The 16,312-nt window shown below is 69.3% G+C and carries 11 protein-coding genes and 2 tRNA genes; 3 read left to right on the plus strand and 10 right to left on the minus strand.

Features of this window, described 5'->3' with window-relative positions; genetic code table 11:
* Positions 1-83 precede the first annotated feature (83 nt).
* The 5 genes from DXK32_RS04665 to DXK32_RS32000 all read right to left on the minus strand — a co-directional run bounded on the left by DXK32_RS04665 (position 84) and on the right by DXK32_RS32000 (position 6,270).
* On the minus strand, positions 84-866 hold the full coding sequence (locus DXK32_RS04665) for an endonuclease III domain-containing protein (RefSeq protein WP_247876980.1): 783 nt from the start codon (positions 864-866) through the stop codon (positions 84-86).
* Positions 863-1,402: a hypothetical protein gene (locus DXK32_RS04670; RefSeq protein WP_114857481.1), complete on the minus strand. Its 540-nt coding sequence runs from the start codon at positions 1,400-1,402 to the stop codon at positions 863-865. Before DXK32_RS04670 ends, DXK32_RS04665 begins: the two co-directional genes overlap by 4 nt.
* 108 nt (positions 1,403-1,510) lie before the next feature.
* Positions 1,511-4,900, minus strand: coding sequence for a DEAD/DEAH box helicase (locus DXK32_RS04675; RefSeq protein ID WP_114857482.1), 3,390 nt, complete (start codon positions 4,898-4,900; stop codon positions 1,511-1,513).
* Positions 4,901-5,086: 186 nt separating this feature from the next.
* Entirely contained in the window at positions 5,087-5,740 is a 654-nt protein-coding gene (locus DXK32_RS04680; protein ID WP_162801078.1) for a phosphatase PAP2 family protein, read from the minus strand.
* 23 nt (positions 5,741-5,763) lie between these two features.
* On the minus strand, positions 5,764-6,270 hold the full coding sequence (locus DXK32_RS32000) for a hypothetical protein (RefSeq protein ID WP_162801079.1): 507 nt from the start codon (positions 6,268-6,270) through the stop codon (positions 5,764-5,766).
* Positions 6,271-6,482: 212 nt separating this feature from the next.
* Between DXK32_RS32000 and DXK32_RS04685 the strand changes: the two genes are divergently transcribed.
* A tRNA-Arg gene (locus DXK32_RS04685) sits at positions 6,483-6,559 on the plus strand.
* Positions 6,560-6,702: 143 nt separating this feature from the next.
* On the plus strand, positions 6,703-7,215 hold the full coding sequence (gene arsN2 / locus DXK32_RS04690) for an arsenic resistance N-acetyltransferase ArsN2 (RefSeq protein ID WP_114857484.1): 513 nt from the start codon (positions 6,703-6,705) through the stop codon (positions 7,213-7,215).
* On the opposite strand, the gene DXK32_RS04695 is transcribed toward arsN2, so the two are convergent.
* The 5 genes from DXK32_RS04695 to DXK32_RS04715 all read right to left on the minus strand — a co-directional run bounded on the left by DXK32_RS04695 (position 7,184) and on the right by DXK32_RS04715 (position 14,414).
* Complete coding sequence (locus DXK32_RS04695) at positions 7,184-9,502, minus strand: tetratricopeptide repeat protein (RefSeq protein ID WP_114857485.1); 2,319 nt, start codon at positions 9,500-9,502, stop codon at positions 7,184-7,186. The two genes, arsN2 and DXK32_RS04695, sit on opposite strands and share 32 nt — an antisense overlap.
* Before the next feature lie 96 nt (positions 9,503-9,598).
* A tRNA-Ile gene (locus DXK32_RS04700) sits at positions 9,599-9,674 on the minus strand.
* 158 nt (positions 9,675-9,832) lie between these two features.
* On the minus strand, positions 9,833-11,794 hold the full coding sequence (gene rpoD, locus DXK32_RS04705; RefSeq protein ID WP_103039999.1) for an RNA polymerase sigma factor RpoD: 1,962 nt from the start codon (positions 11,792-11,794) through the stop codon (positions 9,833-9,835).
* A gap of 185 nt (positions 11,795-11,979) precedes the next feature.
* Complete coding sequence (gene dnaG, locus DXK32_RS04710; RefSeq protein ID WP_114857486.1) at positions 11,980-13,914, minus strand: DNA primase; 1,935 nt, start codon at positions 13,912-13,914, stop codon at positions 11,980-11,982.
* A gap of 38 nt (positions 13,915-13,952) precedes the next feature.
* Complete coding sequence (locus DXK32_RS04715; RefSeq protein ID WP_014240919.1) at positions 13,953-14,414, minus strand: GatB/YqeY domain-containing protein; 462 nt, start codon at positions 14,412-14,414, stop codon at positions 13,953-13,955.
* A gap of 440 nt (positions 14,415-14,854) precedes the next feature.
* Between DXK32_RS04715 and carA the strand changes: the two genes are divergently transcribed.
* Positions 14,855-16,030: a glutamine-hydrolyzing carbamoyl-phosphate synthase small subunit gene (gene carA, locus DXK32_RS04720; RefSeq protein ID WP_114857487.1), complete on the plus strand. Its 1,176-nt coding sequence runs from the start codon at positions 14,855-14,857 to the stop codon at positions 16,028-16,030.
* Positions 16,031-16,312: the final 282 nt, after the last annotated feature.

A 16,312-nucleotide genomic window follows, 5' to 3' on the forward strand; every position in this document is an offset into this window, starting at 1 on the left:
GCGGGAGAGGGTGCCTTCCGCGACGCGGCGGCAGTTCCCTCCACCTCGCAGAGGGGGAGGGTTAGGGAGGGGGCAGAGGTCGCCTATTTTTCTTCGACCGACTTTTGCTCAGCCGACGCCCCACCCGCCACTCGCCCCTGCCCCTCCGGACACAACTCCAGCAGCACACAACGCTCGCAAGCCGGGTTGCGGTAAAAGCAGACCCGCTGCCCGTGCAGCATCATCACCTCGTGATGGTCGTAGATCTGCTGGGCTGTCCATTCCGGAGGCAAGCGCGCCTCCAGCACGCTGTGCGACGGGCCGACCGCCACGCTGGAGGGGATCAGCCCGGTGCGCACCGCGACGCGGTGATGGTGGCTGTCCACCGGCAGGGCGGGACGGCGCAGGCTGCTGAAGCTCATCACCGCGGCGCTGGTCTTGGGGCCGACGCCGGGAAGCGCCTGCAGCCAGGCCCGCGCCTCCGGCACCGTCATCTCCGCCAGGAAATCCAGGGAAAGCTCGCCGCGCAACTCGGTGATCCGCCGAAGGATCGCCTGGATGCGCGGCGCCTTCTGCTCCGGCCATGTGACGCCGGCAATCACCGTCTCGACCTCGGCCGGATCGGCGTCGCGGACAGCCGCCCAGTCCTCCCCCCAGCGCGCCCGCAAGGCGCGGAAGGCCGCCCCGGACGCCGCGTTGCGCGTGCGGTGCGACAGCAGCGACGACACCAACTCGCTCAGCGGGTCGAGCGCACGGAAATAGGCGATCGGGCAGCCGAAGATCAGGCAAAGGCGGCGGTGGATCTCCAGCAGCTTCTCATCGGGCAAGGCTATGGGCGACAGGGCGAAGGACGCCTGATCGTCGCTGGCCTTGAGACGGCGGTTCACGGGGCGGTCACGCCGCCCGATCGGCCGCCGTCCGGCAGCATCAGCCCCTCGTCCGCCGCCATGGCGCGGGCGCGGGGGTCGGCCTGCACGGCGCGCGCGGTGCAGCGGGCGCGCTCCTGGACGCGGCGGAAGGCGCGGAGCAGGGCCTGGGCCTCCGCCCGCTCCTGCGCGTCGCGTCGCGATTCCGCCGCTTCCGACGCGGCGATCTTGCCGGCGGTGGACCGCTGCGTCTCGCTGTAGCCGAACAGGCCGGGCTCCCAGCGCTTCAGGTTGGCGTAGGCCAGGGCGCGGGCGGTGCCGTCCAGCCCCTGCCCCCCCTCCCAGGCGGCGCGGGCGGCGTGCAGCTCGTCGGCCAGCACCCGCTGGGGCGGGCGCGGCGGCGGCGGCGGCGGCTGGTGCAGCCGGGTGCGCGCCGCCCTCAGGGCGGCCACGCGGTCCGGATCGTCACGCCAACGGCGGGCGTCCGCGGCGGCGTCGCGCCACGCGCCGATGAGCCGTTCCGGATCGGGTGCGGTGTCCCGCTTCGTCGATGCCATGGCCCTCCCCGTTGCAAGGGAAACGAACGCGATGCTTTCGTCGTCAAGGATCTATGCCATGGCGCCGCAAAGGCCAGACCGGGAAGGGCGGTAATCCCGAGGGTGCGGTCAGTCCGCCGCCCTACCCAGCAGATAGTCGATGTCTCCGCCTTCAAGGGCACTGATGAGACCGGTGCCCTCGATGGTTGCGTCGGACAGGTTTCCTTTGCGCCGTTGCAAGTCGAGGATGCGCTCCTCCACCGTGTCGGCGGCGATCAGTTTGTAGACGAAGACCGGCTTGTCCTGCCCGATTCGGTAGGCGCGGTCGGTCGCCTGATCCTCCGCCGCCGGGTTCCACCAGGGATCGTAGTGGATCACCGTGTCCGCCGCCGTCAGGTTCAGGCCGCGCCCGCCTGCCTTCAGGCTGATGAGGAAGACCGGCACCTCGCGGTTCTGGAACCGGTTGACCGGCTCCGCACGGTCCAGCGTGCGCCCGGTCAGTTCGACATAGCCGACCTTCGCCTCCTCAAGCCGCAGCTTGATGAGGTCGAGCATGGAGGTGAACTGCGAGAAGATCAGGATGCGCCGGCCTTCCGGCACCATCTCCAGCACCATGTCGGTCAGGGCGTCGAGCTTGGCGGTCTCCTTCACCTTGCCGGCGGCGGGGATCTTGACCAGACGCGGGTCGCAGCAGACCTGACGCAGCTTCAGGAGCGCGTCGATGATGGTGATGGCGTTGCGCGACACGCCGCTGACCGCCAGCGCCGCCCGCACCGTCTCGTTCACCGACAGGCGGATGGTCTCGTAAAGGTCGCGCTGCGCCGGCTCCAGGTCGATGCGCACCACCACCTCGGTCTTCGGCGGCAACTCCTTCGCCACCGCCTCCTTGGTGCGGCGCAGCAGGAAGGGGCGGATGCGCCGCATCAACTGCTTGGCGCGGGTGCCGTCGGCGCGCTTCTCGATGGGCGTGCGGTAGCGGCGCCCGAACTCCTTGCGGTCGCCGAGCAGGCCGGGCATCAGGAAGGCGAACTGGCTCCACAGCTCGCCGAGATTGTTCTCAACCGGCGTGCCGGACAGACAGAGCCGGTTGCGGGCGTTGAGCGCGCAGACGGCGCGGGTCGCCTTGCTGTCGGGATTCTTGATGGCCTGCGCCTCGTCGAGGATCAGCATGTGCCAGTCCCGGCGCTTCAGCACCTCGACGTCGCGGCCGACCACGCCGTAGGTGGTCACCACGATGTGGGCGCGGTCGAGGTCGCCCAGCTTCTCGTGCCGGTCCAGACCGTGCAGCACGACCACCCGAAGATGCGGCGTGAAGCGCTGCGCCTCGGCCACCCAGTTGGGGACGAGGCTGGTCGGCACGACGACGAGGCAGGGATCGGTCAGCCGGCCCTCCTTCTCCTCCAGGGCGATGTGGGCCAGCGTCTGGGCCGTCTTGCCCAGGCCCATATCGTCGGCCAGGATGCCGGCCACCCGGTTGGCCCTCAACCCCTGCATCCAGGCCAGACCGACACGCTGGTAGTCGCGCAGCGTACCCTGGAAGCCCGGCGGCGGGTCCATCTCCGCCGGCATCTCCTGCTCCTGGATGGTGCGCAGGTAGCGGTCGATCTGGCCGGTGTCCTCGGTGCGCCGCGCGATCAGGTCGTCGATGTCCAGCAGGCCGTCGGCCTCGGTCAGCGGCACCTTCAGCGTGTCGTCGAGCCGCCGCCCGCTGTCGAGCATGGATTCCAGGACGCTCATCAGCCGTTCGACCCGCTCCGCCGGCAGGGCCAGCACGTTGCCGTCGTCCAGCACCAGATGGGCGCGCCCGTCGATGACGCGGGTCGCCTCCATGCCGCCGCGCTCGATCAGCGTCGCCAGGATGGGCAGCAGGGCGCGGCGCTCCCCGTCGATCTCCACGCCGACGTCGAGGTCGAACCAGCCGTCGCCGGAATCGCGCACGGCGACCGCCACCTCCTCGTTGGCCTCCACGACGCGGGTGCCGAAGTCGGCGCCGATCTCGACGGTCCAGCCGTCCTTGCGCAGGGCCGGCACCTCGGTCTTCAGAAAGGCCGCCCAGCGCTCCTCCGCGTCCTTGCCGGTCAGCCAGTGGACGCGGGTGCCGCGGGCGTTCAACTGACCCTTGGGCGGCTCGATGCGCGCCTGGGCGAAGCCGAAGGCGGCCAGCTTTTCCAGCGCTCCCTGCTCCAGCGCCTTGTCGCGGCGGACGAAGACCGCGCCGGCGGGTTCCTCGACGCGGGCGAACTGGCGCTGGTCGTCGGGCTCGATCTCCGAGGGCGAATCCTCCTCGCCATAGTCGAAGGCCAGCCGCAGCACGTCCACCAGACCGCCGTCCGGCGACACCACCCGGCCCAGCCGGGCGACGACGCGCGGGTCGCGTTCGACGATGGTCGCGGCGGGGTCGGAGCCCATGCGCACGCCGCCGGGCATTCCCGCGGCGAAGGCCGAGGCCGCCGGGAAGTCCGGTCGCTCCGGAGCGGCGCGGGACGGCGCCGGCCGGGCGGAGGCCTTGGGGGCCACCGCCTTCGAGGAACCCGCCTTTGCGGCGGGCGGGGGAACCGCGGCCTTGGGCTTCGGCACCTCGACAACCTGCAACTCGACGGGGCAGACGGTGCCGGCCTTCGGGTCGACGCACCAGTAGCCCAGCCCCTTGATCAGCGCGGCGCCGGGCGGCAGGCCGGTCGGGCGCAGCTTGCGCGTCGCCGGGTCGCGGAAGGCGCGGACGGTGATCCCCGCCCCCTCCCCCAGCACCGTGCCGCCGCGCCAGCGCAGCCGCCCGCAGCCGAGCAGCCGGCGCAGGATGCGGTCCACCACGTCGCCCCGGCTCTTGGCGACCGGCGTGCGCACCACCCCGCCGCCGCCGAGCAGCCGGGCGATGGCGCGGTCGACGTCGCCGTCCAGGCTGCGCGGCGCGCGGGCCAGCACGTCACGCGGGCTGGCCGGGGTGGAGACGTCGTCGCCCTCCCCCGCCCCCTCGACCGCGATGACGGCGGACACGAACATGGCCGCCTCGTCCTTGCCCGGCTCCAGGGTCCAGCGGACGCTGAGCACCGGATCGGGGGCAGGCGGCGGCGGCGGTGGCGGTGGCGGCGGAGGTGGCTCCGGGACCGGTTGCGGCGCGAGGGGCGCGTTCGGAACCGCCTGGAGACCCGGCGCCACCGCGGCAGGAGGCGCGTCGAACAGGGACATCTGGCGCCCTTCCGGACGGGCGTCGAGCGTCATCAGCGCCGCCGCGGCCATGTGGGCGCAGGCGTTGCGCCCGCAGGCGCAGCTCTTGTCAAAGACCACCCGGCTGCGCCCGCGCACCGGGACGACGGTCACCGACAGGCTCCGCCCGAGGTCGGTCACCGTCGCGGCAATCCGCGCCTCCGCCTCGTGCAGCGTCACCGCCCCGGTCAGGATGAGCGTGCGGCCGCGCTGCAGCGTCTTCGCATCGAAGACGCGCGCCAAGTCCTCCTGCGAAAAGGAGACCGTCGCGCTGGCGGTGGCGGCGGCGCGAGGAAGGGAACCGAACAGCGACATGGGCCGGAAGGGATACCGAGATGGCAGAACGGGTCAGGAACGGGGGCGTCGGTATAAGCCCACACCATGCCCCGTCGCAAGCCCGCTCTCAACCCTCAACCGACTCCCCAAGGCAAACATTCCGGTTGCCAAGTGCCGGGAAGACCAGACACGGCCGACGGCGCCGTCCGGAAGGACAAACACCGGTCAGAGCCGTTCCAGGAAACTGTTCAGCGGCAGCATCGGGCCGCAGACCGGGGATTCCTCACGGAGCAGATAGGCGAAATGCTTCAGCATCGGTTCGGCGTTGGTGCGGTCGCCGAGCGCGTAGGTGGCGACGCCGAACAGAACGACCAGGGCGAGGACCAGCGGGCTGAGGTTCAGACGCGACGGGGTCAGCCGGTTGAAGCTCTGCGCGAAGGCGGCCACCGCCAGCCCGCCGAGGACGAGGCCGACCACCACCTCCGTCACCGAATGGTAGCGCAGCAGGATGCGCGAGGCCGCCACCCCCACCACCAGACCGAGGGCGCCGAGGACCACCACGCCGCGCCGCCAGCCGTCCAGCGAGCGCGCCGCCATCACCCCGACCGCCCCGTAGACGGCGGCGGCGAGGGCGGCGTGGCCGCTGGGGCTGGTCAGCCGGTCGTCGAACAGGCGGATGCCGCAGGCGTGTCCCAGGATCTTCAGAAGCGCCACCGAGCCCATCAGCATGGCCAGCACCGCCAGCCAGCGCGCCGCCGAGACCGCCGAATGGCGGCGCCACAGCATCACGATCAGGATTCCCGCCACCGGAAGCACGAAGGACGTGCTGCCAAGAAGCGAGATCGCCTTGTTGACGTGCCAGAGGTTCAGATGTCCCACGGTCCTCGCGGCTCCCTTTCCATTCAGCGCATGCGAACGAGCATTCCGTCCCGGTAGTTCCAGGCCGCCGTGCTCTTTCCGTCGGTCGCCGGCAGCGAGACGGTCAGCGTGCGGTCGGCCTGCTCCACCTTCGGCGCGTCGCTGCAGGTCCCGAAGGGCAGCGAGACGGAGGCCTTGGTCCCGCCGAGGTCGAGCACGCGGAAGCGCGCGGCGCATTTGCCGTCCACGCTCTCCTGAAGAAGCACCAGCCAGCGCCCTTCCATGTTGTAGGCGTTCACGAAGGACAGGGTGCGCCCCTCGCGGTCCTCATAGACGACGCGGTCGTTGACGGTCACCTGGATCACCTTCGGGCCGAGTTCGACCATCTGGACGACCTCGTTGCCGATGGCCGCGGACACCAGCACCGCGGCGCCGGACCGGTCGTCCGCCGCTTGCGCCGTCGCGATTGCCGCCGCCCCGATCGTTGCCGTCACGGAAAGCGCCGTCAGCAACCCCGCCGGCCCCATAACGGCGCGGCTCAGAAACGTCATGCCCATAGCTGTTCTCGAATGCCCTTCTGGCTGGTCGTTCTCCACGCCAAGGTAAGCCCAACCGCCGCCATTCTGTAGTCCGTCAAAGGGCTGACATCCGCTTGCCGGAAAAATTTCACGGGCCGGACGATTTTGGTTGCCTTCCGGCCACGGCCCGATTAAAAACCGCGCCACCGCAGACGACGGCCCCGCCGACGCCGCGGCAGAGAGAAGCGCCCGTAGCTCAGCTGGATAGAGCACCAGACTACGAATCTGGGGGTCAGGAGTTCGAATCTCTTCGGGCGCGCCACTCTCCTCTTCCCAAGGGAATGCTCCCTACTTTTTCGATGAACGCGGTTGGATCCGATGATCCGACGGCGTTATTCTTGTTTTGGGGAATTTTCGGGAATCCGGCGCACCCTCCGCGGGCGGGCCGAAGGGGAGGAAGCCACCATGACGGGACCATGGACGGTCACGCCGCTGGCGAAGCCGGCGTTGCCGGCCCTCGCGGCCCTTCTCGCCGCGGAAAATCTGCCGAATCAGGACATCGCCGAGGCCGGGCGGCGCTTCTGGCGCGTGGACGCCCCCGATGGGCTCCTGGGCTACGGCGGCTTGGAGGTCCATGGGCGCGATGGGCTGCTCCGCTCGGTCGTGGTCCTGCCGGAGCGGCGCCGCAAGGGCAATGGTCGAGCGGTCGTGGACGCGATCGCGCGGGAGGCGACGGCGTCTGGTCTGGAGCGGCTGTGGCTGCTGACCATCGGCGCCGCCGGCTTCTTCGAACGCATCGGATTCGCGCGCGCGGAACGGAGCGAGGCACCGCCGGGCATCCGGGCCAGCGCGCAATTCGCCGGCCTCTGCCCCGGCAGCGCCGTCTGCCTGCGTCGCGACCTTGCGTCGCCGCTGGCGGAAAGCGCCGCGAATGACGCCGCTGCGGCTATCCCGTCAGAAATCGCTCCAGTCCGGTGATGGTCGCCCGATCGCGATAGACGACGGGAAGGGCGGCGGACTGGCGGGATCCGCGGGTGGCCCGCGCCGCCGGGTCGAGCCCCAGGCGAACGGCGTCGGCAATGAAGTCGTCCGGACCTTGGGCGACCACATCGGCCATGCCGAGGCGCTCCAACAGGGCGGCGGCCAGCCGTCCGCGCATGAAGCCCCCCCGCAGGGTGACCACCGGAAGCCCCGCCTCCACCGCCTGCAGGGCCGTATTGAAGCCGGAAAAGCCGATGCTGTCGAGATAGACGTCCATCGCCCGCAGCGTCGCCAGATACGCGTCATGGTCGAGCGGGTCGCTGAAGACACAGCGCTCCCGGCTGTCGATGCCCTGGAGAGCGAAGGCCCGCTCCAGCCGATCCTCGAAGACGCGGGTGACGGCGGGCTGGCTGTGCCGGAAGAACAGGAACCGGCCGCTCGGCACGGCGGCGGCGATGGCGGCAAGAACATGGTCGTGCTGCGGCAGGTACTTGAACAGGCTTTGGCTGCACAGGAAGGCCGGCGCCCCGTCGGACAGGCCGAACCGTCCACGCGTGACCGACGCGGCGGGCCGCCGCGTGGGCTCGACGTAGCAACCAAGGTTGGGCAGGCGGTGCAGGCGCTCGCTGTAGAAGGCGTCTCCGCCCGGCGGCTCCAGCAGGTCTCCCGACAGGTAATGGTCGAGCGTGGGAAGTCCCGTCGTGTCAGGGTGCCCCCAGGCCACGGCCTGCAGCGGGGCAAGGCGCAGCGCCGCGAGCCGATGGGTCATCGGCTCCATGCCGACCTCGGGGAACAGCAGCGCGTCGGTCCGGTCGGCGACGATGGTCTCCGCCCAGCGCTCCACGGTGCCGAGGCCGCGACGGAACACCGCGCACCGCGACGCGGCCAGAGCGGTGCACGCGTCCTCCTCGCCGGTGACATGGTATCCCAGAAGGGTGAAGCGCTCCGGATCGAGCTGGGTGAGCCAGCCGGCCAGGATCGCCCGCCACACCGAATGGTCGTGGAAATACGAGGAGACGATGCCGATACGCAACCGCGCCCGGACCGTCCGGGGGCGGGCCTTTTCCGGGATGGCCGGGATGCGGCTCCCCAATCGCGCCTGCATCAGCCCGGCCATGATGCCGCCATAGGTTTCCTGCAAAGCCCGGTTGTCCAAGCCCTGGTAAGCCAGCAGGAAAGGCAGATGCGCGCCCGCGAGGTCCGCGGCGTTCCGTCGCGCCTCGGCCGGAGCGCCCGGACCGATCAGCCCGTCGAGCGCCGCGAGATGGTGCGCGTAGGCCTTCCGCCTGGAGTCCAGTTCCGCCTCGTCGGCGTAGACGTGGCGGAGTTGCGCGACGCACAAGGCCATCCGGCACGCAGCGTCCCACGGCGCGACTTCCACCCCTCGGCTCAGGAAGCCGACGGCCAAAGCGTCTTCGTCGCGACCGGCGTGGAGCACCCCCAAGGCGTAAAGCAGCCCCGCATGGTCGGGAGCGGCGCGCACCCCGTGGCTCAACACCCGCAGACGGTCGGCCGGGCAAGGCCCGGATGACGCGCCGCCCAGCCCGACATAAGCGTCGCCGTTGTCGGGCTGGCAGGCGACCGCCCGACGGAACGCCGCCATCGCCGCCTCGGTGCGCCCCAGATCGGCGAGCGCGGCGCCGAGATTGACCAGCAGCGTCGCGGAGCCGGGCGAGAGCCGCGCGGCGCAGCGGAAGGCGATCACCGCCTGGGCCACGGCGCCGCCGGCGCGCAGGAGGTTGCCCAGATTGTTGCAGGCCGCGCCATGGCTGGGGTCGAGCGCGATGAGACGGCGATAGGCCGCCGCCGCGTTCCCCCCCTCCCCCCGCGCCCGCAGCATCCGCGCAAGGGTGAAGCACAGGCCGCCATCCTCGGGCCTCAGGCGCAGGCATTGCCGGAGCACCGACACGGCCTCGTCGGTCGGAGGTCCTTCAGCGAGCAGCGGCGCCAGGCCCGCCAGCGCATCCGGGTGGCCGGGGCGCAGCGTCAGCGCCCGGCGGTGGAGCGCGGCCGCCTCGTCCGTCCGGCCCATCGCCAGGACCAGCTTGCCGGCGTTGGCGTGGAAGTCGGCGATGTCCGGAGCGCTGGCGATCGCGCGGCGAATCCGCGCCATCGCCTCCCCAGGGCGGCCCTGCTGCCCGTCGAGCACACCCAGCAAATGCAGCGCGTGAGGCTGGTCCGGCTCGACGGCGAGGATTCGTCCGTAAAGCTCCCTGGCCTCCGTCAATGCACCTTGGAGATGATACTCGACCGCAAGCCCCAGCGCTTCCTGCACCGTCGCCATGGAGAAGCCCCCGCGCGCACCTTGGCCGATCAGAGCAACCTAGGGTGATTGCTGTTTTCCGGACGGCTTGTCGGCGCGGCAACCCATTGGAAAGCTTGGTGGGCCCGGCCGGATTCGAACCGACGACAACACCGTTATGAGCGGCGCGTTCTAACCGCTGAACTACAGGCCCCCACCAAGGGATGCCGAATGTGCCCAGAACCGGGAGCTTATGCAACCCCGTTCGATAGAGGCCGCCGCCAAAATGAAGGGGCCCGAAATGAAAAGGGGGACCCGAAGGTCCCCGCTTTCCATACGATCGCAGTCCGTATCGAGCCTGCCCCGAAACCCTCAGGTGTCCAGGAAGCTGCGCAGCTTGCGCGACCGCGACGGGTGCTTCAGCTTGCGCAAGGCCTTCGCCTCGATCTGGCGGATGCGCTCGCGCGTCACGTTGAACTGCTGGCCGACCTCTTCCAGCGTGTGGTCGGTGTTCATGCCGATGCCGAAGCGCATGCGCAGCACACGCTCCTCGCGCGGGGTCAGCGAGGCCAGGACGCGGGTCGTCGTCTCGCGCAGATTCGCCTGGATGGCGGCGTCGAGCGGCAGCACCGCGTTCTTGTCCTCGATGAAGTCGCCGAGATGCGAATCCTCCTCGTCGCCGATCGGCGTTTCGAGGGAGATCGGCTCCTTGGCGATCTTCAGGACCTTGCGGACCTTCTCCAGCGGCATCATCAGACGCTCCGCCAGTTCTTCCGGGGTCGGCTCGCGGCCGATCTCGTGCAGCATCTGGCGGCTGGTGCGGACCAGCTTGTTGATCGTCTCGATCATGTGGACCGGGATTCGGATGGTCCGCGCCTGGTCGGCGATCGAGCGGGTGATCGCCTGACGGATCCACCACGTCGCGTAGGTCGAGAACTTGTAGCCGCGCCGGTACTCGAACTTGTCCACCGCCTTCATCAGGCCGATGTTGCCCTCCTGGATCAGGTCCAGGAACTGCAGGCCGCGGTTCGTGTACTTCTTCGCGATGGAGATCACGAGACGCAGGTTGGCCTCGACCATCTCCTTCTTCGCGCGGCTCGCTTCCTTCTCGCCCTTCTGGACGGTGGAGACGATGCGGCGGAATTCGCTGATCGGCAGCTTGGCCTCGTCCGAGATGCTCGACACGCCGTCGCGCGTCTTGCGGATGTCGGCCTCGTACTTGTCGTAGAACTTGCCCCAGGTCTTGGGGTTCAGGCCGCGGATGCGCTCCAGCCAGTTCGGGTCGAGTTCGTGCCCGAAATAGTGGTTGAGGAAGTCCTCGCGCTTCACGCGGCAGTCGGTCGCCATGCGCAGCAGCTTGCCCTCGAAGCCGGTCAGCTTGCGGTTCAGGGCGTAGAGCTGCTCGACAAGCTGCTCGATGCGCTGGTTGTTCAGGCGCACCGTGTTCATCAGCTCGACCATCTCGGTCTTGAGCTTGTCGTACTTCTTGTCCGACTGCTTGGCCACGTCCTCGCCGCGCTGGATGGCCGCGATGCGGCCCTCGTGCAGCTTGTGCAGCTTGTCGTAGGTGGTCTTGATCTTCTCGAAGGTCTCGATGACCTGCGGCTTCAGCGCGGCTTCCATGGCCGACAGGGACAGGCTGTTCTCGCCGTCCTCGTCGCCCTCTTCCTCGCTCTCGCCCTCGGGACGCGGCGGGCGCTCCTCCTCGGTCTCCTCCGGGGCGGCTTCCACCGTCTCGGCCAGACCTTCGGGGATCTCCTCACCGTCCGGGCCGCCGCCATAGGTGGCGTCCAGGTCGATGATGTCGCGCAGCAGCATCTTCCCTTCCATGAGGGCGTCGTGCCACTCGAGGATGGCGCGGATGGTCAGCGGCGATTCGCAGATCGCCCCGATCATCATCTCGCGTCCGGCCTCGATGCGCTTCGCGATGGCGATTTCGCCCTCGCGGGACAACAGCTCCACCGAGCCCATCTCACGCAGATACATGCGCACGGGGTCGTCGGTGCGGCCGATGTCGTCATCGTCCAGATTGCCGGCGGACCGGCCTTCGCCCTCGCCGTCGGCGTTGGCGTTGCCTTCCGAATCCTGCTCTTCCGATTCGACGATGTTGATGCCCATCTCGGAGAGCATGGCCATCGTGTCTTCGATCTGCTCGGAAGACGACGTATCCTGCGGCAGGGCGGCGTTCAGCTCGTCATAGGTGACGTAGCCACGCTCCTTGCCGCGGGCGATCATCTTCTTGACGGCAAGACCCATGCCGTCCATGAGCGGGCCGTCGCCGGCCTCGTCCCGGGCTTCGGAAACTTCAACGCTGTTCGCAGCTTTCGTGGCCATGCGATCGATGCCCCCGCATTACCCCATTATAAAAACCCATAGCACGCATCGCAGCGGCCCCCCGCTGTCGATCCGCACCTGCTTAAACCGGTTGTGAACCGTTCCGGACCGTGTCCGGACAGACCCCTCCAGGTCTCATTCCCTCCGGCCCTTCCCTTCCGCACCACGCCCGGCGGCGCCGGTCGCTATGCATCGTCGAGATCCTCGTCATCCGTCATACCCATTCCGGACCTGATGACCTCCTGTTGAAGGGCCACGACCCGCGCGAAGTTCGCCTCGCTGTTGTCACGGGCCAAAGCCGCCTCCGCTTCTCTCAAATCGGCCATCACCTGCCTGTGATGCAGGTGATGCCATGTCGGCCACCACCCCCGTTTCGCGTCCAAGGAGGACGCGTCCGGGCGTGCAAAGCCGGCATGGACATAGGTCGACTCGCTGAGCAGAGAGCGGACAATGGTATCATAGCCGGCGGAAGACAAGTGGCGACAAAGCGATGCGGCGTCAAGTCCCGAGTCGTTTTCCCGCCGTTCGGCAAGCAATCCAATGACCGCTTGGCGCAATTCCTCCAATTCCTGGTCGGGAAACGGCAGCATGCCCAGCGATTCGCCCAACTCGTCGAACAGGTCGGGGTGGTTGATGATCACGGCGAGCAGAACGCGCTCCCGCGCGGCGGCGAGATTGCCGGGATTGCGGCGGCGGTGGCCGGGCGGCGGCGCGGTGCGCAGGCCCGGCAGGCCCGGCGTGTGCCGGCGCGTCTGCTGGCCGAAACGCCCCCCGCCTTGCCCCCCGCCTTGCCAGGAGCCTCCCGGGACCCAGGGGCCGCGCTCGTTGCGTTGGCGCGGCGGCGGGGCGAAGGCCTCGTCGACGCGGCGGCGCATCTCCGTGCGGTAGAAGACCTGCACGTCGCGGTCGGCGATCTGCGCCACCCGCGCGTCCAGGGCGGCCTTCACCGCCGCCTTCGATTCGGGCGTGCCGGTGGGCTTGCCCTCGGTCTCCATGCGCCAGACCGCCTCGGACAGCGGGATGGCCTCGCCCAGCACCTCCTGCATGGCGCGGGGACCGTGCAGGCGGATCAGGCTGTCGGGGTCCTCCCCCTCCGGCAGGAAGGCGACACGGGCGGAATGGCCGGGCGCGAGGTGGGGCAGGATGCGCTCCACCGCCCGCCACGCCGCCCGGCGTCCGGCGTTGTCGCCGTCGAAGCAGAGGAAGGGGACCTTCTCCGCGTCGGGGATCAGCTTCCACAGCTCCTGGACCTGTGTTTCGGTCAGGGCGGTGCCGAGCGGCGCCACCGCGCCCTCGAAGCCGGCGCGGACCAGCGCGATGACGTCCATGTAGCCTTCGGCGACGATCACCGGCTTGCCGTCCGCCGCCGCCTGCCGCGCCCGCGACAGGCCGTACAACAGCGTGCCCTTGTGGAACAGCGGCGTGTCGGCGGTGTTGACGTATTTCGGGCCGTCGCCCTCCAGGATGCGCCCGCCGAAGGCGACCACCCGGCCGCGCCGGTCGGTCACCGGGAAGATCACCCGGTTGCGGAAGAAGCTGTAGGGCGCGCGCCCGTCGTCCGGCCGCTTCAGCAGACCGGCGGTCACCATGTCCTCGTCCGAGAAGCCCTGCTTCAGGAGCTGGCTGCGCAGCGCGCCGGAATCGCCGGGGGCGAAGCCCAGGCGGAAGCGCGCCATGCCGTCGGTGTCCAGCCCGCGGCGCTGGAAATACTCCAGCCCGGCCCGGCCGGCGGGGGCGTGGAGCTGCTGCTCGAACCAGCGGGCGGCCTGCTCCACCAGATCGTGCAGCGTCTTGCGCCGCTCGTAACGCTGCTTGTCCTCCTCGGTGGCGCGGGGGACCGGCAGCCCCGCCTCGCCGGCCAGCGCTTCCACCGCCTCCGGGAAGGCGAGGTTGTCGTGGCGCATGACGAAGCCGATGATGTCGCCGTGCGCCCCGCAGCCGAAGCAATGGAAGAAGCCCTTCTGGTCGTTGACGTAGAAGGATGGCGACTTCTCGTTGTGGAAGGGGCACGGCGCCTTGTACTCGCGGCCGGCGCGGATCAGGCGCAGGCGCTTGCCCACCACGTCCGACAAGGCGAGACGGGTGCGCAGCTCTTCCAGGAATTGCGGCGGGAAGGCCATGGGCGGGAGGCCCCCGTTCTAGATCGGAAACCGCAAGGTCAGCAGGCCGAAAGCTGCTGCTTCACGGTGCCGCTGACCTTGGCGAAGTCCATCTGGCCGGCGTAGCGGGTCTTCAGCTCCGCCATCACCTTGCCCATGTCCTTGATGCAGGTGGCGCCGATCTCGTCCACCACCGTCTTGACGGCGGCGGCCACCTCCTCCTCCGACATCTGCTTGGGCAGGAAGCCCTCGATGATGGTGATCTCCTCGCGCTCCTGCTCGGCCAGCTCCAGGCGGCCGCCCTGCTCGTACAGCTTGATCGACTCGCCGCGCTGCTTGATCATCGTCTGCAGCATGGAGAGGATCTCGGCCTCGTCGATGCCGTCGGTGACGCCGCGCGAGCGCGCCGCGATGTCCCGGTCCTTCAGCGCGGCCAGGATCAGGCGCACGGTCGAGACGGCGCGCTGGTTCTTGGCGAGCATCGCCTGCTTCAAAGCCTCGTTCAGGCGCGTGCGCAGCATTGCGTGTGTCCTTCGTGTTCGTCAGGTGTGTTCGTCAGGTCGAAACGATCAACGGCCGCTCGGCGGCATCCGCAGCGCGCCCATCCGTGGGATGGCGCGGGTGACGCGGCGCGAACCGGCAATATTCCTAAATTTGCGCCGGATTGCCACGTCAATTCCGAAGGGCCGCCTTTCCCCCGCCAACCGTCAAGCCCCACCGGTGAAGCACGGCGATTATGCAAACGCGCCGCTGGAAATCGGGGTACCAATCGTCATATACGGTTGACCGGCTCACCCGTCCCGACTAATCGATCCAGGCTCAGACACCCGAACCGCAAGGAACCGGGATGGCGGGGCACGGACCGACGACGACGCGTGCGCCCAGCGGGGCGGGACGCGGCGCCGACGCTCCGCAAGGCAGGAATATGTGGCCCGCGGCGGCTCTTGATAAGGTCTGAAGGATGGCTCAATCGACTCTCCCGGCGGGCGATGCCGGCGCTTACACCGGTGTCCTGGTTCTGGCCGACGGCACCGTCTTCAAGGGCCGAGGCATCGGTGCGGTGGGGGATTCGGTGGGCGAGGTGTGCTTCAACACCTCGATGACCGGCTATCAGGAAATCCTGACCGACCCCAGCTACGCCGGGCAGATCATCACCTTCACCTTCCCCCACATCGGCAACACCGGCGCCAACCCGGAAGACATCGAGACGGTGACCCCCGCCGCGCGCGGCCTGATCCTGCGCGCCGACGTCACCGACCCGTCGAACTGGCGCGCCACCCGCCACCTCGACGACTGGCTGAAGAGCTACGGGCTGGTCGGTCTGGCCGGGGTTGACACCCGCCGCCTGACCCGCCGCATCCGCGACCTGGGCGCGCCGAACGGCGTCGTCGCCCACGCGCCGGACGGCAAATTCGACCTCGACGCGCTGGTCGCCAAGGCCAAGGGCTGGCCGGGGCTGGAGGGCATGGACCTCGCCAAGGACGTCTCCTGCCGCCAGACCTACGGCTGGGACGAGGGCGCCTGGACGCTCGGCGCCGGCTACGCCACGCAGGGGAGCCCGCGCTTCCACGTCGTGGCGATCGATTTCGGCGCCAAGCGCAACATCCTGCGCTGCCTCGCCGCGGCCGGCTGCAAGGTGACCGTGGTTCCGGGCACCGCCACCGTCGAGGACGTGATGCGCCACAAGCCGGACGGCGTCTTCCTGTCCAACGGCCCCGGCGACCCGGCGGCCACCGGCGAATACGCCGTGCCGACGATCAAGGGCCTGCTGGACACCGGCCTGCCGATGTTCGGCATCTGCCTGGGCCACCAGATGCTGTCGCTGGCGCTGGGCGCCAAGACGAAGAAGATGCCGCTGGGCCACCGCGGCGCCAACCATCCGGTGAAGGACCTGGCCTCCGGCCGCGTGGAGATCACCAGCCAGAACCACGGCTTCGTGGTGATGGAGGAGACCCTGCCCGCCGACGCCGAGGTGACCCACGTCAGCCTGTTCGACGGCACCAACGAGGGCATCCGGCTGAAGAACAAGCCGGTCTTCTCGGTGCAGTACCACCCGGAAGCCTCGCCCGGCCCGCAGGACAGCCACTATCTGTTCGACCGCTTCGTGGCGCTGATGGACGGCAAGCAGCCGGCCTGACCCCTGACGGACACACCCGCCGATGACGAGAAGGGAGCCGCTTGCGGCTCCTTTTTCTTTTCAGGCACGCCGTCCACGCGGGACCCTCGCCCTCCCTGCCCTCCTCGCCGGCGGCCGCCCCAATCGATCGAAGGGGTTAGCCGGATTTCCACCCCCTTCGATAAAAACCCTGCTCCGTCAAAGGTGTGTCCTTTGCTGCCGGACTCTGCGATGGTTACGGACGCGTCCATCGCTATGCATACCGGAGCATGACATCCCTTGCCTGTGCACGCTCAGGATGAC

Source organism: Azospirillum brasilense (assembly GCF_003349955.1).
Lineage (GTDB): Bacteria > Pseudomonadota > Alphaproteobacteria > Azospirillales > Azospirillaceae > Azospirillum > Azospirillum brasilense_B.